We start from the raw sequence: 19,489 nt of genomic DNA on the forward strand, positions 1-19,489 counted from the left end.
TTCTTCTGACGGCCCGTAACGCAACGGTCGACAGCCGCCCCGCAACGAACACCCACCGAGTCCCGAGGAACGCAACGATCTTGCGGGCATGCGCAAGGTTGCTGCATTTCACCAGCAACGCCGATCCTCGTAGGCTGTCGCCTCGTACGTGGCGTGGCAGGGACCCCGCTCGGTGGGGCTCTGCTCAAGAGGTGCCGCCGCTCCCTGCCGCCCTGACCGGCAGCGATAAGGAGCCCAGCACGTGCTCGACCAAGGCGCACCCCCGCCCAGCAGTAGTCAGACCACCCCGCCCGCCCCGGGCGTCGGTGCGCGCCTCATGCGTCGCAAGCCGGTGGAACGCCTGGTCGCGGAGGGTGGCCAGGGCGAGGGAGGGTCGCTGCGGCGCTCCCTGGGCCTGTGGCAGCTCACCATGATCAGCATCGGTGCCACCCTCGGCACCGGCATCTTCGTCGTCCTCGGCGAGGCCGCCCCCAAGGCGGGCCCCGCCGTCACCCTCTCCTTCGTCATCGCCGGCCTCACCGCCCTGTTCTCGGCCCTGTCCTACGCCGAGCTGGCGGGCACCATCCCGGTCGCCGGATCCTCCTACTCGTATGCGTACGCAACGATGGGCGAGCTGATCGCCTGGGTCTGCGGCTGGTGCCTGGTCCTGGAGTACGGCGTCTCGGTCGCCGCCGTCGCGGTCGGCTGGGGCGAGTACCTCAACGAACTGCTCGACGGGACCATCGGCGTCACCATCCCGGCCGCCCTGTCCGCCCCGCCCGGCGACGGCGGCGTGTTCAACCTGCCCGCGCTGATCGTCGTCCTGCTCGCGATGGCGTTCCTGCTGGGCGGCGCCAAGGAGTCCGCCCGCGCCAACACCGTCATGGTCATCGTGAAGATCGCCGCGCTGGTGATGTTCTGCGCCATCGGCGTCCAGGGCTTCCGCTCCGGCAACTACGAGAACTTCATGCCGCTGGGCATGGCGGGTGTGAGCGCCGCCGGGGCGACGCTGTTCTTCTCCTACATCGGCTTCGACGCCGCCTCCACCGCCGGCGAGGAGGCGAAGAACGCACAGCGCGACCTGCCCCGCGCGATCATGCTGTCGCTGGTCATCGTCACGGCGCTGTACGTCCTCGTCGCCGCCGTCGCGGTCGGCGCCAAGCCCTGGAAGGACTTCACCGACTCCGAGGCCGCCCTCGCCCAGATCATGCGCGAGGTCACCGGGCAGACCTTCTGGGGCACGCTGCTGGCGTTCTGCGCGGTCATCGCCATCGCCAGCGTGGTCTTGACCGTGCTGTACGGCCAGACCCGCATCCTCTTCGCCATGTCCCGCGACGGACTGGTGCCCAAGGTCTTCTCCAGGGTCCACCCGAAGACCAAGACCCCCCGCGCCAACACCCTGATCGTGTCGCTGTTCTGCGGTGTGCTGGCCGCCGCCATCCCGCTCGGGCAGCTCGCCGACGCCACCAGCATCGGCACCCTGTTCGCCTTCGCGCTCGTCAACGTGGCCGTCGTGGTGCTGCGCCGGACCCGACCGGACATGCCCCGCACCTTCCGGGTGCCGCTCTCACCGGTCATGCCCGCGCTGGGCTTCGGCTTCTGCATCTGGATGATGGGCAGCCTGTCGGCCGTGACCTGGGTGGTCTTCGGTGTCTGGATGGCCGCCGGGCTCGTGTTCTACTTCGTGTACGGCTATCGCCGTTCCCGACTCGCACCATCCGAGAAGTGATCAACCCACTGTGCTGAACGATCTCGACGAACGCATCGTGCACGCCCTCGCCGAGGACGCCCGCCGCTCCTACGCCGACATCGGCCAGATCGTCGGCCTGTCCGCACCCGCCGTGAAACGGCGGGTGGACCGGCTGCGCGCCACCGGAGCCATCACCGGCTTCACCGTCCGGGTGGACCCGGGCGCCCTCGGCTGGGAGACCGAGGGGTTCGTCGAGATCTACTGCCGGGGCAACACCTCCCCGGAAACCATTCAGCGGGGCCTGGAGCGCTACCAGGAGGTCGTGGCCGCGTCCACCGTCACCGGGGACGCGGACGCGATCGCCCAGGTCTTCGCCTCCGACATGCGGCACTTCGAACGGGTCCTGGAGCGGATCGCCGGAGAGCCGTTCGTCGAGCGGACCAAGTCCGTCCTCGTGCTGTCGCCGCTGCTGCGGCGTTTCTCCTCGGGATCGCCCACGTAATCCAGCGGCGCGATCCGCCCCACCGGCCTACCATCAATGTCATGACCTGGCGACATTGATCCTCATCCGCGTCCTCCGACGAGCGCCGTGAGCGCCGTACGTCCGGCGTCCGCCGGCTGACCGGCACGCTGTACGGCTACGCGTTCCTCGAGGACTTCGTCCTGCTCTACCCGGTGTACGCGCTGCTGTTCCGCGACACCGGGCTGTCGGTCTGGCAGATCTCCTCCCTGTTCGCCCTGTGGTCGATCACCGGCGTGGCTCTGGAGGTCCCCTCCGGCGCCTGGGCCGACGCCGTCTCCCGCCGGCTGCTGCTGTGGCTCGGCCCGCTGCTCACCGCCGCCGGCTTCGCCCTGTGGACGCTCCTCCCGTCGTACGGCGCCTTCGCGCTGGGCTTCCTGCTGTGGGGCGCGGGCGGAGCCCTCGCCTCCGGCGCGCGTGAGGCGCTGGTCTACGACGAACTGGAGCGGCTCGGCGCGGCCGGCCGGTACGCCCGTGTCATGGGCCGGGCGCGTGCGGCCGGTCTGGTGGCCGTGATGGCGGCGACGGGACTGGCCGGACCGGTGTTCGCCTGGGGCGGCCACACCGCCGTCGGCGCCGCGAGCGTGCTGGTCTGCCTGCTCGCGGCGGCGACGGCGGCCCGGCTCCCGGAACACCGGACCCCGGCGGCCGGGCAGGACAGCTGGATCGCGACCCTCAGGGCCGGGCTCGTCGAGGCACGCGCCGACCGGTCCGTACGTGGAGCGATCCTGCTGGTCCCGGCCGTCACGGCGGTGTGGGGCGCCCTCGACGAGTACACGCCGCTGCTGGTGAGGGACACCGGTGTCTCCGACGCGCTGGTGCCCTACCTGCTCCTGCTGATCTGGGCGGGCGCCACGGCCGGAGGCCTGCTGGCCGGGGCGGGCGAACGCCTGGGAGAGAAGGGCCTTGCGGCACTGCTCGCAGGCGCCGCACTCGCCCTGGCCATGGGTGCCGGGGCAGGGACCCTGGCCGGGATCGCCCTCGTGGCGCTCGCCTTCGGCGGCTTCCAGGCGGCGAGCGTGCTGGCCGACGTCCGGCTCCAGCAGCGCATCGACGACACCGGCCGGGCCACCCTCACCTCGGTCGCCGGTCTTGGCACCGACCTGGCCACCGTCGCCGTGTACGGCGGCTACGGGGTGCTCGGCACGGCCGGCGGACACGGCACGGCCTTCGCGTGGTTCGCCGTGCCGTACCTGGTGACCGCGCTGCTGCTGGCCGCTAGAAGTCGGGCTGCCAGGGGATGACCGAGAAGTCGCCGGTGCCCTTCTTGACCTTCTCGAAGGGCGCGGAGCCCACGCACTTGGGCAGGTCCTTCGTCTCGACCGGGGTGCCTGTCGAGGCCCAGCTGTAGCCGAGCCGGTCGCGGTGACCGAGGTCGTGCACGGTGATCCCGACCCGCTTGCCCTTCGCGCCGGGCAGGTCGGAGGAGGTGATGACACCGGAGACGACGGCCACCTTGCCGCCGGTGACCAGGCAGTCCACCTTCGCCTTCGCCCGGGCGCCCTCGCCGTTCAGATAGTGGCTCCACTCGAAGGTGCCGGTGGCCTTCATCGGGTCGGCCTTGTCCTTCGCGGCCAGATGCGCGTCGAAGGAGAAGGTGATGTCGTCCCCGGCCGAGCGGTACAGCTTGGCCTTGCCCGTGAGCGCGGCGGCCTCACGCGCCTGCACCGGAGAATTGGAGCCGGATTCGGAGGACGCGGCGGCGGAGGCCGCCGCGGCGGTCGCGGTGAGCAGCAGCGCGGCCCCGAACACGGCGGTCTTCGTACGGCGGTTCATGGCGGTCCTTTCCGCAAGGGAAACAGGTCGTCGGAACGCTCACCACTGTCCCGGCGCGGCGCCCGCCCCACATCGCTCCGGGGTCGTGACCCCGCCTCCACCGCCCGGCGGGGGAGCGCCGCACCGGTCTGCGCCCACGGGAGGACCGACGTACGACCGCGGTCCCGCAACGAATCGCCGCCGAGCCCTCGACGGACGCAATGATCAGCTCACCGGCGCGCAATGGCTGCTCCTTGTCCGGCCGAGCCCGCCGACCGTACCGTCTATCAGGCCCCCGAAAACCCTCCGCGTCCCGGTGAGGAACACGCATGCGCACCGCCCTGCTTCAGAGCTCCGGCCGCCCCGGCTCCACCGTCGAGAACCTCAAGGTCCTCGACGAGGCCGCGGGCCGGGCCGCCGCCGCGGGCGCCGGGCTGCTCGTCACGGCGGAGATGTTCCTGACGGGGTACGCGATCGGCGACGACATCGGCCGCCTCGCCGAGCCCGCCGACGGAGACTGCGCGGACGCGATCGCCGAGATCGCGACCTGCCACGGTCTGGCGATCGCCTACGGCTACCCGGAGCGGGCGGGCGACGCCGTGTTCAACTCGGCCCAGCTGATCTCCGCCGACGGCACCCGGCTCGCCAACTACCGCAAGACCCACCTCTTCGGCTGCTTCGAGCGCGACCACTTCACCCCGGGGGACCAGCCGGTCGTCCAGGCGGAGATCGACGGTCTGCGCGTCGGCATCCTCATCTGCTACGACGTGGAGTTCCCGGAGAACGTCCGCGCCCACGCCCTGGCCGGCACCGACCTGCTTGTCGTCCCCACGGCCCAGATGCACCCGTTCCAGTTCGTCGCCGAGTCGATGATCCCGGTGCGGGCCTTCGAGAACCAGATGTACGTCGCGTACGTCAACCGGGTCGGCCAGGAGGGCGAGTTCGAGTTCGTCGGGCTGTCCACGCTCGCCGGGCCCGACGGGATCGCCCGCACCCGGGCCGGACGGGGCGAGGAGCTCGCCCTCGCCGACGTCGACCCGGCGCTCCTCGCCGCGTCCCGCGAGGCCAACCCGTATCTGCTGGACCGGCGCCCGGGCCTCTACGGGTCGCTCGCCTGATCCCCTCACACCTGTTTGTTTCTTCTGCAAGGAGTCCGTACCCCATGACGTCCACCGTGCCCAACGCCGTCGAGCACGCAGACGCGCAGCAGCCGCCGATCACCATGTTCGGCCCGGACTTCCCGTACGCCTATGACGACTTCCTCGCCCACCCGGCGGGTCTCGGGCAGATACCCGCGACGGAGCACGGCACGGAGGTCGCGGTCATCGGCGGCGGCCTGTCCGGCATCGTCGCCGCGTACGAGCTGATGAAGATGGGCCTCAAGCCGGTCGTGTACGAGGCGGACCAGATCGGCGGCCGGCTGCGGACGGTGGGCTTCGACGGGTGCGACGAGTCCCTGACCGCCGAGATGGGCGCGATGCGCTTCCCACCGTCGTCCACCGCGCTCCAGCACTACATCGATCTGGTCGGTCTTCAGACGCGGTCCTTCCCCAACCCCCTGGCGGAGGCGACCCCGTCGACCGTCGTCGATCTCAAGGGCGAGTCGCACTACGCCGAGACGGTCGCCGACCTGCCCCAGGTCTACCGGGACGTCGCCGAGGCCTGGAACCGGTGCCTGGAGGAGGGCGCCGACTTCTCCGACATGAACCGGGCCCTGCGCGAGCGGGACGTCCCGCGCATCCGCGAGATCTGGTCCCGGCTCGTCGAGAAGCTCGACAACCAGACCTTCTACGGTTTCCTCTGCGACTCCGAGGCGTTCAAGTCCTTCCGGCACCGCGAGATCTTCGGCCAGGTCGGCTTCGGCACGGGCGGCTGGGACACCGACTTCCCCAACTCCATCCTGGAGATCCTCCGGGTCGTCTACACCGAGGCCGACGACCACCACCGCGGTATCGTCGGCGGCTCCCAGCAGCTGCCGCTGCGCCTGTGGGAGCGTGAGCCGGAGAAGATCGTCCACTGGGCCCAGGGCACCTCGCTCGCGAGCCTGCACGAGGGCGGCGAGCCCCGCCCGGCGGTGACCCGGCTGCACCGCACGGCAGGCAACCGCATCACCGTCACCGACGCACGCGGCGACATCCGCACCTACCGGACGGCGATCTTCACCGCCCAGTCCTGGATGCTGCTGTCGAAGATCGACTGTGACGACTCGCTCTTCCCGATCGACCACTGGACCGCGATCGAGCGGACCCACTACATGGAGTCCTCGAAGCTCTTCGTGCCCGTGGACCGGCCCTTCTGGCTGGACAAGGACGAGGAGACCGGCCGGGACGTCATGTCGATGACGCTCACCGACCGGATGACGCGCGGGACCTACCTGCTCGACGACGGCCCGGACAAGCCAGCCGTCATCTGCCTCTCCTACACCTGGTGCGACGACAGCCTGAAGTGGCTGCCGCTGTCCGCGAACGAGCGGATGGAGGTCATGCTGAAGTCGCTCGGCGAGATCTATCCCAAGGTCGACATCCGCAAGCACATCATCGGCAACCCGGTGACCGTCTCCTGGGAGAACGAGCCCTACTTCATGGGCGCGTTCAAGGCCAACCTGCCCGGCCACTACCGCTACCAGCGGCGCCTGTTCACGCACTTCATGCAGGAGGAGCTGCCCGAGGACAAGCGCGGCATCTTCCTCGCCGGCGACGACATCTCCTGGACGGCCGGCTGGGCCGAGGGCGCCGTCCAGACCGCCCTCAACGCGGTCTGGGGCGTCATGCACCACTTCGGCGGCACGACCGACCCGACCAACCCGGGCCCCGGCGACGTCTATGACGAGATCGCGCCGGTGGAACTCCCGGAGGACTGACGGGCTCGGGCCCCGCGAGCGGTCCGACCGAGGCGTGAGCGCACCCGCCGCACCCGCTGTACCCGCCGCATCGGTCGTGGCCGCGGGCGCCGGCCGGCCTCCGGTACGGGAGCGGCGGTGCCGGCGCCGTCGTCCGGCTCACCGGACGGAAGCCTGCGTCGGATCACCATGGCGATCACGGCGGCGATGGCGCTCACCGACACGGCGAGTCCGCCCAGGCCGGTGATCGCCTCGGTCACGTGTCGCCACAGGTCCCTGGCCCAGGAGAGCCAGTCGTCGTCCGCCGGCGGCGCCACCGCGTCCACGCTCCAGATCAGAGGCGGCCTCTCCACCAGCACCGTGTCGGTGTCGCGGAGGTAGGAGGTCATGGTGAGCGCGACGCTGAACGTCCCCGCACGCTCGGCCCGCACTTCCCACAGCCAGACCGCGACGTCCTCGCGGCTCAGGACACTCTGTCGTTCCGACGACAGTGGCGTGCACCGCACACCGGCACCGGAGCAGTGCAGCTTCACCCCTATCTGCGTACCCGCGCTGGCGACCGCCTGTGACTCGCCGGGGTCCGACGCGACCCGGGCGCCCGGAATCTCGACCCGGAACCGGCGCGGCGGCGCATCCGCCACGAGCCCCAGGGCTCGCGGGTTCGTGTGGACGACCGGGACGTCGAAGAGGCTGCGACGCTCCCGCTCGATCTCCTCGGGATACTCGGGATAGGAGAACTCGTCGGACGGGGATGCCGGTGCCATCGCGGCACCACCGGGCCGGTCCTCCTCCTCGCTTCGCGTGACGAACCCGACGAAACTGCCCCAGACCAGGGCGAGCGACAGCCCGAGCGCCACCCAGGAAACGCCGCCCAGAACATCGAGGACCAAGAGCACCGAGCTGCGCCGACGAGCCGCCCACGCGCGTAATCCGACCATGCGCGCACAGCGTAGTGAACGATCCTGTCACCAAGCCCACGGCCGAAGTCGCCGCCGGTGCAACCGAGTTGGATCACCTTTACAACGGCGTCAGCAGCATGCGCCCCGCGAGGCCCGCCGCCGCGTCCAGGTGTTCGGTGAACTCCTGGGCCACGTCGGGGAGGCCGCGCAGCGCCCACAGGGCCCGGGCCGCCGTCCAGGAGGCGTCCCGGGCGCGGTCCAGGCTCCAGGAGCCGAGCAGATGGGTCAGCGGGTCCGCGATCTGGAGGAGGTCGGGACCCGGCATCAGATCTTCGCGGATGCGCTCCTCCAGCGAGACGAGGAGATCGCCCACCGTGTCGAACTCGTCCTCCAGGTCGGCGGGTGCGCAGTCGAGCGTACGGCAGGTGTCCACGACGGCCAGCGCGAGATCGTGCCCGATGTGCGCGTTGATGCCCGCGAGGGCGAACTGCAACGGCCGTACCCCGGGATGGCGGCGGAACTGGAACAGCGGCCGCCAGCAGGCGGGCGGGCGCCGCTCTGCGGCCGCCGCCTCGACGGCCTCCAGGTACCGCTCCGCGAACCGTACGTCCAGCGTGATCGCGGCATGCGGGTCCGCGAACCGCCCGGTGTCGACGTACCGGTCCACCGCCTCCGTCACCGTCAGGTAGACGCGGTTGAAGACCGCCACCCCGTCCCGGGGGTGCAGTGCCGCATCGAGGGCGCGCATACGGGAGATGACTCCGTCGACCGGAGTGTCCACGGCTGAGGGGACTTGTTCGCATCGCGGCATGCGGGCAGAGTCCCAGCTCTAGGCTGGCGGGAGTACCGGCTGGCCCGGCGCTTCCCCGAAACGGGGGAACGCCGCCCGCCGCAGGGGGAGGGGGAGCAGCACCGTGTCAGGCTTACGTGCCCAGCGCCTGGCCGCCCGCAGGGCCGAGCGCAGGCGCGCCGCCCGGCACGGCGCGATGGCCGTGGCGGCCTCCTTCGTGGTCGCGGCCGGCGTGGTCGCCGGGGCGCTCTCCGCGGTCGAGGAAGGGCGGTCCTCGGACGAGGCCCGGCCCTCCGGAGTGTCCGCCTCGCCCCGCCTGGCGCCCCTGCCCGCGGTGCCGTCGGTGTCGCCGTCGCTCTCCGAATCCGCCTCACCCACACCGTCTCCGACGAAGAGCGCCGTCCCCGCGCCTTCACCCCGGAAGGCCGAGACCAGGAAGCAGAAGACGGCCCCTGCCGTGACCGGCCGGCTCTACCGCCACCCCGACTCCCAGGTGCTCGACTGGATCCGGGCCAACGACGGCGACCCGCGCCACGAGGTCATCGCGTCCCGCATAGCCGACCGGCCGGCCGCCGTCTGGTTCGCCGACTACTCCCCGGACACGCTCACCGCCCGGGTCGCCGCGGTGACGTCCGGCGGTGCCGCCCAGGGCCGGGTGCCCGTCGTCGTGCCGTACGCGATACCCGGCCGGGACTGCGGCGGCCACTCCCAGGGCGGAGCGCCCGACCTGGACGCGTACGACGCCTGGATCGACCGGTTCGCGGCCGGGCTGGGCTCCGGCGAGGTCATCGTCGTCCTGGAGCCGGACTCGGTCGCCCAGACCGAGTGCCTCTCCGCCGGTGACCGCGCGGACCGCTTCGCCTCGCTGGCCCGGGCCGGCCGCGTCCTGAAGGCCGCCAACCCACGGGCGCGCGTGTACTTCGACGCGGGACACTCCGGCTGGCACGCGCCCGGCAAGCAGGCGGCGTGGCTGCGGCAGGCCGGTGCCGCCTCGCCCGAGTCCTCCGACGGGATCTTCAGCAACGTCTCCAACTTCCACACCACCGCCGACGAGGTCGCCTACGACCGGCGGGTCCTGGACGCCCTCGGCGGCCCGGCGAGCCTGGGCGCCGTCATCGACACCAGCCGCAACGGCAACGGCGCCCCGGCCGACGGGGAGTGGTGCGACCCGTCGGGCCGCAAGCTCGGCCGGACCCCGACCCTCGGCACCGGCGAGCCCCGGATCGACGCCTACCTGTGGGTGAAGCTCCCCGGGGAGTCGGACGGCTGCAAGGGCAGGCCGGGGACGTTCACGGCGTCGTACGCCTACGAGCTGGCCTCGCCGTAGACGCTACGACCCGCCTTGCCACAGGACGCTACGACCTCGCCCCGCCGTAGCGGCTACGGCTTGCCCTCGTCGTAGGACGAGGTGCCCTCGTCCAGCAGCGGCTGCTGTGTCTTCAGATGGGCCGGGGCGAAGGCCCGCAGGGCGTGGTAGCCGGTGATGACGACGATCGTGCCGAGCGCGATGCCGCTCAGCGAGAACGTGTCCGTGAACTTCATGGTGACGTTGCCGACGCCGATGATGATGCCCGCCGCGGCCGGGACCAGGTTCAGCGGATTGCGCAGATCCACCCTGGCGTTGAGCCAGATCTGGGCGCCGAGCAGGCCGATCATGCCGTAGAGGATGACGGTGATGCCGCCGAGCACCCCGCCCGGGATCGCCGCGACGACCGCGCCGAACTTCGGGCAGACACCGAACAGCAGGGCGAAGCCGGCGGCGGCCCAGTAGGCGGCCGTCGAGTAGACGCGGGTCGCTGCCATCACGCCGATGTTCTCGGAGTACGTGGTGTTGGGCGGGCCGCCGACCGCGGTGGACAGCATCGAGCCGACGCCGTCGGCCGAGATCGCCGTGCCGAGCCTGCTGTCCAGCGATTCGCCGGTCATCTCGCCGACCGCCTTCACGTGCCCGGCGTTCTCCGCGACCAGCGCGATGACGACCGGCAGGGCGACCAGGATCGCCGACCACTCGAAGGACGGGCCGTGCAGCGTCGGCAGCCCGATCCAGTCGGCCTTGTCCACCCCGGAGAGGTCGAGCCGCCAGTGGTCGGTGACCTTGCCGCTCGCGTCCACCGAGTGGATCTTGCCGAAGACCAGGTCGAACACCCAGGAGACGCCGTATCCGAAGACAAGCCCCAGGAAGATCGCGATACGGGACCAGAAACCGCGCAGGCAGACGACCGCCAGACCGGTGAACAGCATCGTCAGCAGAGCCGTCCACTGGTCCTGCGGCCAGTACGTCGAGGCCGTCACCGGCGCCAGGTTGAAGCCGATCAGCATCACCACCGCGCCGGTCACGATGGGCGGCATCGTGGCGTGGATGATCCGCGCCCCGAACCGCCGCACGGCGAGCCCCACCAGGAACAGCGCGGCGCCGACGACGAAGACCGCGCCGGTGACGGTGGCGCTGCTGCCGCCCTGCGCGCGGATGACCGCCGCCACGCCCACGAAGGACAGCGAGCAGCCCAGGTAACTGGGCACGTGGCCGCGCGTGGCCAGCAGGAACACCACGGTCGCGACGCCCGACATCATGATCGCGAGGTTGGGGTCCAGGCCCATCAGGACCGGAGCCACGAAAGACGCCCCGAACATGGCCACCACGTGCTGGGCGCCGAGCCCGGCCGTGCGGGGCCACGAGAGCCGCTCGTCGGGGCGGACCACCGCGCCGGGCGCCGGGGTGCGTCCGTCGCCGTGCAGTTTCCAGCGGACGCCGAGATCCATGGTGCGGTATCGCTTTCGTCGTGCGTGCGAGTATCCGGACCATTGTCGGGGTGCGTCAGGAGCGGTGGTGACCGGGGCCGACCTGGACGGCCGGGCAGGCGTCCGCTCAGGGCCGCGGGTCGGGAACCGCCGCCGTCTCCGGCCGGCTGATCTTCGCCCGGTCGCCCGTCCGCAGCACCCGCGCGAACGCCACCAGGCCGCAGGACAGCAGCGTCACCAGGCAGAACGACACCATCAGACTGGTCGCCTGGGCCAGCATGCCGATCGCGCTCGGCGCGATCAGACCCGAGGTGTACGTGATGGTCGCGACGCCCGCGATGGCCAGGCTCGGGTTGGAGCCGCTGCGGCCCGCTGCCGCGAAGCACAGCGGTACGACGACCGCGATGCCCAGACCCATCAGCGCGAACCCGCTCATGGCCACCGCCGGATGGTCCGCGACGACGATCAGCAGACCGCCGAGAACGGCGAGCACCCCGCTGACCCGTACGGTCCGCACGGCACCGAAGCGGTCCACGATCCTGTCGCCGGCGATCCGGGCGATGGCCATGGTGAGGGTGAAACCCGTCGTGCAGGCCGCCGCGAGACCGGCCGAGGTCTCCAGCTGTTCGCGCAGATAGACGGCCGACCAGTCCAGGCTCGCGCCCTCGGCGAACACCGCGCAGAACCCGATCGCGCCGATGAGCAGGGCCGACCGGGGCGGCAGCGCGAACCTCGGCGGCGGCTCCTCGTCCTCGGCGGGCTGGAGATCGAGCACCCACTGACAGGCCACCACGCCGATCACGGTGAGGACCGCGGCGGCCAGCACGTGATGCAGCCGGGCGTCCGAGCCGAGGTGCGCGGCGAGCGTGCCGGCCGCCGAGCCGATCAGGGCACCCGCGCTCCACATGCCGTGCAGCCCGGACATGATCGACCGGCCGAGGCGGTTCTCGACCTCGACGCCCAGCGCGTTCATGGCCACGTCCGCCATGCCCGCCGTCGCGCCGTAGGTGAACAGGGCCAGGCAGAGCGTGAGCAGGTTGGGGGCGAGGGACGGCAGGACCAGCGAGAGAGTCCACAGGGCGATCAGTCCGCGCAGCGCGTTGCGGGCTCCGAACCGGTGGCTGACGCTGCCGGCGAGCGGCATCGCGACGGACGCGCCGAGCGCGGGGAAGGCGAGCGCGATCCCCAGCTGCCCGGCGCTCACGCCCGCGTGGTCCTGGATCCACGGCACGCGGGTGGCGAACGAGCCGGTCACGGCGCCGTGCACGGCGAAGACGGCGGCCACGGCGTACCGGGACCGTTTCACCTCGCGCAGTTCGTCGACCACGTTGCCCATTCTGCGGTCCCCCTCCAGGTCTCTGCCGCGCTCACGTCATGCGGGCGTAAACTATCAGGAAGCCTGCCTGATAATAAGAGGGTCTCCCGGCGGGCCACGGCCGACGGACCCGCCGATCTGGAAGGATCCCGGCATGCCCGCATCCCCGAGCACCGCCCGGGCCATCAACGACCGGCTCGCCCTGCGTCTGCTCCAGCAGGAGGGCCCGCTGACGGCAGGGCAGTTGAAGCAGCTCACCGGTCTGTCCCGGCCGACCGTCGCCGACCTCGTCGAACGCCTCACCGCCGCGGGGCTGATCGCGGTCGTGGGCGAGGCGGGGGAGCAGCGGCGCGGACCCAACGCCAAGGTGTACGGCATCGTCGCCGACCGGGCGCACCTCGCCGCGCTGGACGTGCGCACCGAGGGTGTCTCCGTGGCCGTCGCCGATCTGGTGGGCCGGGTACTGGCCGAGGCCTCGGTGCCCATCACGGGTGACATGGGAACGGGTCCCGCCGTGGAACAGGCGGTCGCGCTGGTCGAGCGTGTGGTGAAGGAGGCCGGCGCCGACCGGCTGCACACCGTCGGCATCGGAGCGCCCGGCCTGATCGACCCGGCCAGCGGCGAACTCCGTGACTCCTCCGGGCTGCCGGAGTGGCACCGGCGCCTGGTCGCCGCCCTCCAGGAGCGGCTGCCCGAGGCGCGGGTGAGCGTCGAGAACGAGACCAACCTCGCGGCGCTGGCCGAGCAGCGCGAGGGCGCCGCCCGGGACCGGGACACGTTCGTCCTGCTGTGGCTGGGCCACGGCACGGGTGCGGCCGTGGTACTCGACGGCGCGCTCCGCCGCGGTGCCTCGGGCGGCACCGGCGAGATCGGCTTCCTCCCGGTCCCGGGCACGACCACGCTGCCGTCCGCGACGGACTGCGAGGGCGGTTTCCACGGCCTGGCCGCGTCGGCCGCGGTCGTGGACCTGGCGGCGGAGCACGGTGTTCGGGCGGAGCCGGGGCAGGAAGCGTCGGCGGTGGGGGTCGTACGGGCGGCGGTGGGTGTGGTGCGGGCCGCGGTGGGTCAGGTGCGGGCGGTGGAGGGCGGAGGGTCTCGGTCCGAGGGTGGGGACGAGGTGCTGGTCCCGCTCGCGTCCGCCGCCCCCGCTGCCCGGTTCCTCGACGCCCTGGCCGATCGGCTCGCCGTCGGGGTCGCCTCGGTGGTGGCGATTCTGGACCCCGGGTGTGTGGTGCTCGGGGGAGAGGTCGGGCAGGCCGGTGGCGAGGAGCTCGCCGGCCGGGTCCAGGACCGCATCACCCGGATGACGCCCCTGCTCACGGAGGTGCGGACGACCACCTTGGGCGGCGACGCCGTCCTGCGCGGCGCCCTCCTCACGGCCCGTGACCGGGCCCAGGAGGAACTCTTCACCCCCGGGGAACGGCCGATCCAACGCTGGTAGAACGCCCCGGGCGTCCCGGCCGAACCTCCGCGCCCAGGACCGCCGCTCTTCGTCCGCACCCCGCCAAGCCCGGGAACGCCTGCTCCTCGTATGCCCGGCTACGCCCGAGCCCCCGGCTAGGCCTGGGCCCCGGCTACGCCCCCAGCCCTCGTTGCGCCCGAGCCCCCGATAGGCCGGGGCCTCTGGCTGCGCCCGAGCCCCCGGCTAGGCCTGGGCCCCGGCTGCGCCCGAGCTCCCGGCTAGGCCTGCGCCCCGGCTGCGCCCGAGCTCCCGGCTAGGCCTGCGCCCCGGCTACGCCCCCAGCCCTCGTTGCGCCCGAGCCCCCGATAGGCCTGGGCCTCTGCTGCGCCCGAGCCCCCGGCTGCGCCCGAGCCCCCGGCTGCGCCCGAGCCCCCGGCTGCGCCCGAGCCCCCGGCTGCGCCCGAGCCCCCGGCTAGGCCTGCGCCCCGGCTACGCCCCCAGCCCTCGTTGCGCCCGAGCCCCGGCTACGCCCCCAGCCCTCGTTGCGCCCGAGCCCCGGCTAGGCCTGGGCCTCTGGCTGCGCCCGAGCCCCCGGCTGCGCCCGAGCTCCCGCTAGGCCCGGACCCCGGCTACGCCCGAGCCCCCGGCTACGCCCGGACCCCCGGCTACGCCCGGACCCCCGTTATGCCAAGGACCGCCCGTTCCCCGTTTCCGAACCCGCCCGGCCCCCGAACCGCCCCGCCAGATACGTCTCGAACGTCCCCGTGCCGACCGCCCGCCCTGGCGTCAGATGACCTCCGCTCCGAAAGCCCCGGTACGCCGCTCCCCACAGCGGTACGTTCACCACCGCGCGGCGCCGGCCGGACGCCTTCAGGTACGCGCGGGCCAGGGACTCGAACGTCCGGACCTCCGGCCCGCCCAGGTCCTCGACCCGCCCCGCCGGTTCGCCCGCCGCCAGCGCGACCAGCCGGTCCGCGACCTCGGCCACCTCGACGGGCTGGTCCCGGACACCGGCCGGCAGGAACAGGACGGGCAGCTTCGACAGCCCCTGCAGCACCATGACCAGCAGGTCGTGGAACTGCGTCGCCCGCAGCACGGTCCAGCCGAGCCCTGAATCCTCGACCAGCCGCTCCACGGCGAGCTTGCTCTTGTAGTAGCCGAGCGGTACCCGGTCGACGCCTACGATCGAGACGTAGACGAGGTGCCGCACCCCGGCCCCGCGCGCCGCCCTGATCAGGTTCGCCGCCGCCTGCTCGTCGCCCTTCTGCGCCGACGCGCAGTGCACGATCGTGTCCACACCGGCGACCGCCGCGTCCAGCGCGTCCCCGCCCACCCGCAGGTCGACCGCGTACGGCTGGGTGCGACGGCTGAGCACCCGCACCTCGTGCCCGTCCGCGCGCAGCCGCTCGGCGACGAGCCGGCCGAGTGTTCCGGTGCCGCCGGTCACCAGGATCGTGGTCATGCCGTTCAGTCCCTTCGAAGGCCCGGGCGGCTCCGGCCGGAGCCGCCCCTCGTCAGCTGAGACCGAACACCCCCGCCGAATGTGACAGACCCACCCGGCGAAACCGCGACCGTGTCCGACGGTCCTAGGGCCGGGCGAGCTGACGCCGTGCGAACGCCAGCTTCTCCGGATTGACCACGGCCCGCACCCCGGTGACCAGCCCGTCGCGCACCTCGAAGGCCGCCAGCCCGACGAGCGTGTCGCCCGCCCAGGTCGCCAGCCCCGTCGCGCCGTTGACCTCGGCCGGCGTGAAGTCCAGGCCCACCGAGAACTTCGGGCCCCCGCCCGCCAGGAACTGGGCGATCCTGGGACCGCCCTCGATCGGCCACCGGGCCGCCGTGACCTTGCCGCCACCGTCGCTCCACCAGGTCGCATCGGCCGCGAGCAGCTTCTCAAGACCGGCCAGGTCGCCGTCGCGGGCCGCCGTGATGAACGACGCGACCAACTCCTCCTGCTGCTCGGACGCGGGCTCGAAACGGGTCTGCGGCTCGCCCACCCGCCGCACGGCCCGCCGGTACAGCTGACGGCAGTTCGCCTCGCCCAGGTCCAGGACTCCGGCGATCTCCCGATGCCCGTATCCGAAGGCCTCCCGCAGCACGTACACCGCCCGTTCGGTCGGCGTGAGCCGCTCCAGCAGCACCAGCATCGCCATCGACACGGCGTCCCGCTGCTCGGCCGACTCTAGGGGACCGAGGGTGCCGTCCCCGGTGACCACCGGCTCCGGCAGCCAGGTCCCGACGTACCGCTCGCGCCGGGCGCGCGCTGACGTCAGCCGGTTCAGGCAGAGGTTCGTGACGACCTTGGCGAGCCAGGCCGCCGGATGCTCGATCCCCGCGCGGTCGGCGCGGCTGTAGCGCAGATACGCGTCCTGGACCGCGTCCTCGGCCTCGTCGGCGGAGCCCAGCAGCCGGTAGGCGAGCGAGAACAGCCGGGGCCGGTGGACCTCGAACTCGTCGGCGGTCGTCGTGGTCATGGGGCTCACCCTGCCAGAACGCCGTCCGCACGGCTGGCGAGGCCCGGCGACGGGCAAGGGCCGTCGTCACCGTCGCCGGGCCGGTCTGCGGGGTCATGCCAACCCTGCGCCGACCCTAGAAAGGACTAGACCACACCGTCAATAGGTGCGTACCAATCCCGGTGAGCGGGCCGACACGGTCTGTGAGGCAGCCCACACCGATCGCCTCTTTGAACGTCGATCAGGCGTGGCACACTGGCCGTGTACCAGTAGCAGCGCACTCCGGGGTCGGTGAAAGTCCGAACCGGCGGTTACAGTCCGCGACCCGGTCGCCTCCAGCGATCGGTTGACCAGGTGAAATTCCTGGACCGACGGTTAAAGTCCGGATGGGAGGCAGTGCGCGGCGGGCAGGCATACGTGCGTGCCGCCGAAGAAGTCCGTCCTCGGGGCGGACTCCGTCCGGCGTCGCCCCCGGTGTCCCTGCTCGTACATCTGTCGTCATCGACAGCCCCGGAGTCCGTGCCCCAAGAGGCAGGAGGACCCGGGAAGTGTTCACCGGAATCGTCGAAGAGCTGGGCGAGATCACCGCCGTCGAGACCCTCGACGACGCCTGTCGCTTCCGCCTGCGCGGTCCCGTCGTCACCCAAGGCGCCAAGCACGGCGACTCCATCGCGGTCAACGGCGTCTGCCTCACGGTCGTCGACCACGAGGGCGACGAATTCACCGCCGACGTCATGGCCGAGACCCTGAACCGCTCCAGCCTGGGCGTCCTCGCGGTCGGCACCCGCGTCAACCTCGAACGCCCCATGGCCGTCGGTGAACGCCTCGGCGGGCACATCGTGCAGGGCCATGTCGACGGCACGGGCGAGATCCTGGAACGCAAGCCCTCCGAGAACTGGGAGATCGTGAAGATCTCCCTCCCCGCGGACCTCACCCGCTACGTGGTCGAGAAGGGCTCCATCACCGTCGACGGCATCAGCCTCACCGTCGTCGACGCAGGCCCTGACTACTTCACCGTGAGCCTGATCCCCACCACCCTCGCCCTGACCACCCTCGGCCACAAGGGACCCGGCGACCCGGTCAACCTCGAGGTGGACGTCATCGCCAAGTACGTCGAGCGGATGATGGGCGACCGAGTGCGGGGGGCGGACCGGTGAACTGGCTCAACTCCGAGGCGTTCACGCTCTTCGGCCAGCACATCAAGTGGTCGGACATGATCGGCAACGTGATCGGCCTGATCGGCCTCGCCTTCGGCTGGCGGCGCTCCATCTGGACCTGGCCCGCCCAGTTCCTCTCCGGCCTCATCCTCTTCGCGGCCTTCGCCACCGCCCACCTCGCGGGCAGCGCCGGCAAGCAGATCGTCGTGATGCTCGTCGCCGGCTACGGCTTCTGGCAGTGGAACCGCGGCCGGCAGCAGGCCCAGGACGGGTCCATCGCCGTACGGTTCGCCACCTGGCGCGAGCGCGGGGCACTGGCCGGTGCGGCCGCCGTCGGCACCCTCGCGGTCGGCGGTCTGTTCACCGCCTTCCCGACCCTGTCCTGGGACCCCTGGCCGGACGCGTACATCTTCGTCGGCACGATCGTCGCGATGTACGCCCAGGCCCGCGGCATGGTCGAGTTCTGGTTCGCCTGGCTGCTGGTCGACCTGGTCGGCGTCCCGCTGAACTTCGCCAACGGCTTCGCCTTCTCCGGCTTCGTCTACATCATCTACGGCGCGCTCGTCCTGTGGGGCATGCGCGACTGGTGGCTGCGCTCGCGCGCGGCAGCACAGCCCACCCTGGAAGGAGCGCCGGCATGAGCGCCGCAACCGTCGTGTACACCGACCACACCGACGACATCGAGGACTTCGCGCTCGACCCCGTCGAGCAGGCCATCGCCGACATCGCGGCCGGCCGCCCGGTCGTGGTCGTCGACGACGAGGACCGGGAGAACGAGGGCGACCTCGTCATCGCCGCCGAGAAGGCCACCCCCGAGATCGTCGCCTTCATGATGAGCGAGTGCCGCGGCCTGATCTGCGCCCCCATGGAGGGCGACGAACTCGACCGGCTGCGCCTGCCGCAGATGGTGGAGGACAACACCGAGTCGATGAAGACCGCGTTCACCGTCTCCGTCGACGCCTCCGCCGCGCACGGTGTGAGCACCGGCATCTCGGCCTCCGACCGCGCCACCACGCTCCGGCTGCTCGCCGACGGCGTCACGGGGCCCGAGGACTTCGTCCGCCCCGGCCACATCTTCCCGCTGCGCGCCAGGCCCGGCGGGGTCCTGACCCGCAACGGCCACACCGAGGCCGCCGTCGACCTCGCCCGCCTCGCGGGCCTGCGCCCGGCCGGAGCGATCGTCGAGATCGCCGGCGAGGACGGCACGATGCTGCGCCTGCCGGAGCTGATCCCCTTCGCCCGCAAGCACGGCCTGACGATCATCTCCATCGAGGACCTGATCGCCTACCGCCGCGGCAGCGAGCCGACCGTCCGCCGCGAGGCCAGGACCCGACTGCCCACCGCCCACGGCACGTTCACGGCGTACGGCTACCGCTCCACCGTCGACGGCGTCGAGCACGTCGCCCTCGTGCACGGCGACATCGGCGACGGCCAGGACGTCCTGGTCCGCGTCCACTCCGAATGCCTCACCGGCGATGTCTTCGGCTCCGCCCGCTGCGACTGCGGCCCCCAGCTGGACGCCTCCCTGGCCCGTATCCAGGCCGAGGGCAGGGGAGTGGTGGTCTACCTGCGCGGACACGAGGGCCGCGGCATCGGCCTGATGTCCAAGCTGCGCGCCTACGAACTCCAGGAGCGCGGCCGCGACACTCTCGACGCCAACCTCGAACTCGGCCTGCCCGCCGACGCCCGCGACTACGCCGCCGGCGCCCAGATCCTCGCCGACCTCGGCGTGCGCGGCGTGCGGCTGCTGACCAACAACCCCGACAAGACCGACGCGCTCGTCCGCCACGGCATCGCCGTCAAGGCGCGTGTGCCGATGCCCGTGAGCGCCGGCGAGCACAACCTCCGCTACCTGCGCACCAAGCGGGACCGGATGGGCCACGACCTGCCCTGGCTCGACACGACCACCGTGCCGGCCTGCAGCAACCAGTAAGACAGCACAGCGAGACAG

17 protein-coding genes and 1 riboswitch are annotated in these 19,489 nt (G+C 72.0%); of the genes, 10 read left to right on the forward strand and 7 right to left on the reverse strand.

What is annotated here, in order from left to right; all coding sequences use genetic code 11:
* The first annotated feature begins 241 nt into the window (after positions 1 to 241).
* From AC07DF_RS36760 to AC07DF_RS36770, 3 genes are all read left to right on the forward strand, one after another.
* Entirely contained in the window at positions 242 to 1,708 is a 1,467-nt protein-coding gene (locus AC07DF_RS36760; protein ID WP_478981107.1) for an amino acid permease, read from the forward strand.
* A gap of 10 nt (positions 1,709 to 1,718) precedes the next feature.
* The gene (locus AC07DF_RS36765) at positions 1,719 to 2,171 is read left to right on the forward strand and encodes an Lrp/AsnC family transcriptional regulator (RefSeq protein WP_003988931.1); all 453 of its coding nucleotides are present in this window, start codon (positions 1,719 to 1,721) and stop codon (positions 2,169 to 2,171) included.
* A 116-nt stretch (positions 2,172 to 2,287) separates the two neighbouring features.
* A complete protein-coding gene (locus AC07DF_RS36770) occupies positions 2,288 to 3,433 on the forward strand; it encodes an MFS transporter (protein ID WP_478981251.1) in 1,146 nt (381 codons plus the stop codon).
* On the opposite strand, the gene AC07DF_RS36775 is transcribed toward AC07DF_RS36770, so the two are convergent.
* A complete protein-coding gene (locus AC07DF_RS36775; RefSeq protein ID WP_478981109.1) occupies positions 3,408 to 3,965 on the reverse strand; it encodes a Repetin in 558 nt (185 codons plus the stop codon). The two genes, AC07DF_RS36770 and AC07DF_RS36775, sit on opposite strands and share 26 nt — an antisense overlap.
* A 308-nt stretch (positions 3,966 to 4,273) precedes the next feature.
* Here AC07DF_RS36775 and AC07DF_RS36780 point away from each other — a divergent pair, with 308 nt between their 5' ends.
* Both AC07DF_RS36780 and AC07DF_RS36785 read left to right on the forward strand, forming a co-directional pair.
* Positions 4,274 to 5,062, forward strand: a complete 789-nt coding sequence (locus AC07DF_RS36780) for a carbon-nitrogen hydrolase family protein (protein WP_478981111.1) — start codon at positions 4,274 to 4,276, stop codon at positions 5,060 to 5,062.
* A gap of 44 nt (positions 5,063 to 5,106) precedes the next feature.
* Positions 5,107 to 6,804, forward strand: coding sequence for a flavin monoamine oxidase family protein (locus AC07DF_RS36785; protein ID WP_478981113.1), 1,698 nt, complete (start codon positions 5,107 to 5,109; stop codon positions 6,802 to 6,804).
* Here the strand turns inward: AC07DF_RS36785 and AC07DF_RS36790 are convergent.
* Together AC07DF_RS36790 and AC07DF_RS36795 are read right to left on the reverse strand one after the other, a co-directional pair.
* Positions 6,765 to 7,721, reverse strand: coding sequence for a hypothetical protein (locus tag AC07DF_RS36790; protein ID WP_478981115.1), 957 nt, complete (start codon positions 7,719 to 7,721; stop codon positions 6,765 to 6,767). The two genes, AC07DF_RS36785 and AC07DF_RS36790, sit on opposite strands and share 40 nt — an antisense overlap.
* 79 nt (positions 7,722 to 7,800) lie before the next feature.
* The gene (locus AC07DF_RS36795) at positions 7,801 to 8,493 is read right to left on the reverse strand and encodes a DUF5995 family protein (protein WP_478981117.1); all 693 of its coding nucleotides are present in this window, start codon (positions 8,491 to 8,493) and stop codon (positions 7,801 to 7,803) included.
* A gap of 175 nt (positions 8,494 to 8,668) precedes the next feature.
* Here AC07DF_RS36795 and AC07DF_RS36800 point away from each other — a divergent pair, with 175 nt between their 5' ends.
* Entirely contained in the window at positions 8,669 to 9,799 is a 1,131-nt protein-coding gene (locus AC07DF_RS36800) for a glycoside hydrolase family 6 protein (protein ID WP_478981253.1), read from the forward strand.
* Between the two features lie 53 nt (positions 9,800 to 9,852).
* Here AC07DF_RS36800 and AC07DF_RS36805 read toward each other — a convergent pair whose 3' ends face one another.
* Together AC07DF_RS36805 and AC07DF_RS36810 are read right to left on the reverse strand one after the other, a co-directional pair.
* Entirely contained in the window at positions 9,853 to 11,232 is a 1,380-nt protein-coding gene (locus tag AC07DF_RS36805; protein WP_478981119.1) for a uracil-xanthine permease family protein, read from the reverse strand.
* Positions 11,233 to 11,338: 106 nt separating this feature from the next.
* Positions 11,339 to 12,547, reverse strand: coding sequence for an MFS transporter (locus AC07DF_RS36810; RefSeq protein WP_478981121.1), 1,209 nt, complete (start codon positions 12,545 to 12,547; stop codon positions 11,339 to 11,341).
* Positions 12,548 to 12,680: 133 nt separating this feature from the next.
* Here AC07DF_RS36810 and AC07DF_RS36815 point away from each other — a divergent pair, with 133 nt between their 5' ends.
* Positions 12,681 to 13,967, forward strand: a complete 1,287-nt coding sequence (locus tag AC07DF_RS36815; RefSeq protein WP_478981123.1) for an ROK family transcriptional regulator — start codon at positions 12,681 to 12,683, stop codon at positions 13,965 to 13,967.
* A 643-nt stretch (positions 13,968 to 14,610) separates the two neighbouring features.
* On the opposite strand, the gene AC07DF_RS36820 is transcribed toward AC07DF_RS36815, so the two are convergent.
* Together AC07DF_RS36820 and AC07DF_RS36825 are read right to left on the reverse strand one after the other, a co-directional pair.
* Entirely contained in the window at positions 14,611 to 15,390 is a 780-nt protein-coding gene (locus tag AC07DF_RS36820; protein ID WP_478981125.1) for an SDR family oxidoreductase, read from the reverse strand.
* A gap of 124 nt (positions 15,391 to 15,514) precedes the next feature.
* Positions 15,515 to 16,402: an RNA polymerase sigma-70 factor gene (locus tag AC07DF_RS36825; protein WP_478981127.1), complete on the reverse strand. Its 888-nt coding sequence runs from the start codon at positions 16,400 to 16,402 to the stop codon at positions 15,515 to 15,517.
* A gap of 252 nt (positions 16,403 to 16,654) precedes the next feature.
* A riboswitch (FMN riboswitch) is annotated at positions 16,655 to 16,785 on the forward strand.
* Positions 16,786 to 16,929: 144 nt separating this feature from the next.
* On the opposite strand from AC07DF_RS36825, the gene AC07DF_RS36830 reads away from it, so the two are divergent.
* The 3 genes from AC07DF_RS36830 to AC07DF_RS36840 are packed head-to-tail and all read left to right on the forward strand — an operon-like array spanning position 16,930 to position 19,471.
* The gene (locus AC07DF_RS36830; protein WP_478981129.1) at positions 16,930 to 17,538 is read left to right on the forward strand and encodes a riboflavin synthase; all 609 of its coding nucleotides are present in this window, start codon (positions 16,930 to 16,932) and stop codon (positions 17,536 to 17,538) included.
* Positions 17,535 to 18,179, forward strand: coding sequence for a nicotinamide mononucleotide transporter family protein (locus tag AC07DF_RS36835; protein WP_478981131.1), 645 nt, complete (start codon positions 17,535 to 17,537; stop codon positions 18,177 to 18,179). Before AC07DF_RS36830 ends, AC07DF_RS36835 begins: the two co-directional genes overlap by 4 nt.
* Entirely contained in the window at positions 18,176 to 19,471 is a 1,296-nt protein-coding gene (locus tag AC07DF_RS36840) for a bifunctional 3,4-dihydroxy-2-butanone-4-phosphate synthase/GTP cyclohydrolase II (protein WP_478981133.1), read from the forward strand. The genes AC07DF_RS36835 and AC07DF_RS36840 overlap by 4 nt, the downstream gene beginning before the upstream one ends.
* Positions 19,472 to 19,489: the final 18 nt, after the last annotated feature.

The sequence above is a fragment of the Streptomyces sp. NPDC044719 genome (assembly GCF_056433405.1).

Bases quoted from the DNA above. Each gene is read 5' to 3' on its own strand.
- AC07DF_RS36775 (WP_478981109.1), bottom strand. From the start codon at position 3,965: ATGAACCGCCGTACGAAGACCGCCGTGTTCGGGGCCGCGCTGCTGCTC.
- AC07DF_RS36780 (WP_478981111.1), top strand. From the start codon at position 4,274: ATGCGCACCGCCCTGCTTCAGAGCTCCGGCCGCCCCGGCTCCACCGTC.
- AC07DF_RS36785 (WP_478981113.1), top strand. From the start codon at position 5,107: ATGACGTCCACCGTGCCCAACGCCGTCGAGCACGCAGACGCGCAGCAG.
- AC07DF_RS36790 (WP_478981115.1), bottom strand. From the start codon at position 7,721: ATGGTCGGATTACGCGCGTGGGCGGCTCGTCGGCGCAGCTCGGTGCTC.
- AC07DF_RS36795 (WP_478981117.1), bottom strand. From the start codon at position 8,493: ATGCCGCGATGCGAACAAGTCCCCTCAGCCGTGGACACTCCGGTCGAC.
- AC07DF_RS36800 (WP_478981253.1), top strand. From the start codon at position 8,669: ATGGCCGTGGCGGCCTCCTTCGTGGTCGCGGCCGGCGTGGTCGCCGGG.
- AC07DF_RS36805 (WP_478981119.1), bottom strand. From the start codon at position 11,232: ATGGATCTCGGCGTCCGCTGGAAACTGCACGGCGACGGACGCACCCCG.
- AC07DF_RS36810 (WP_478981121.1), bottom strand. From the start codon at position 12,547: ATGGGCAACGTGGTCGACGAACTGCGCGAGGTGAAACGGTCCCGGTAC.
- AC07DF_RS36815 (WP_478981123.1), top strand. From the start codon at position 12,681: ATGCCCGCATCCCCGAGCACCGCCCGGGCCATCAACGACCGGCTCGCC.
- AC07DF_RS36820 (WP_478981125.1), bottom strand. From the start codon at position 15,390: ATGACCACGATCCTGGTGACCGGCGGCACCGGAACACTCGGCCGGCTC.
- AC07DF_RS36825 (WP_478981127.1), bottom strand. From the start codon at position 16,402: ATGACCACGACGACCGCCGACGAGTTCGAGGTCCACCGGCCCCGGCTG.
- AC07DF_RS36840 (WP_478981133.1), top strand. From the start codon at position 18,176: ATGAGCGCCGCAACCGTCGTGTACACCGACCACACCGACGACATCGAG.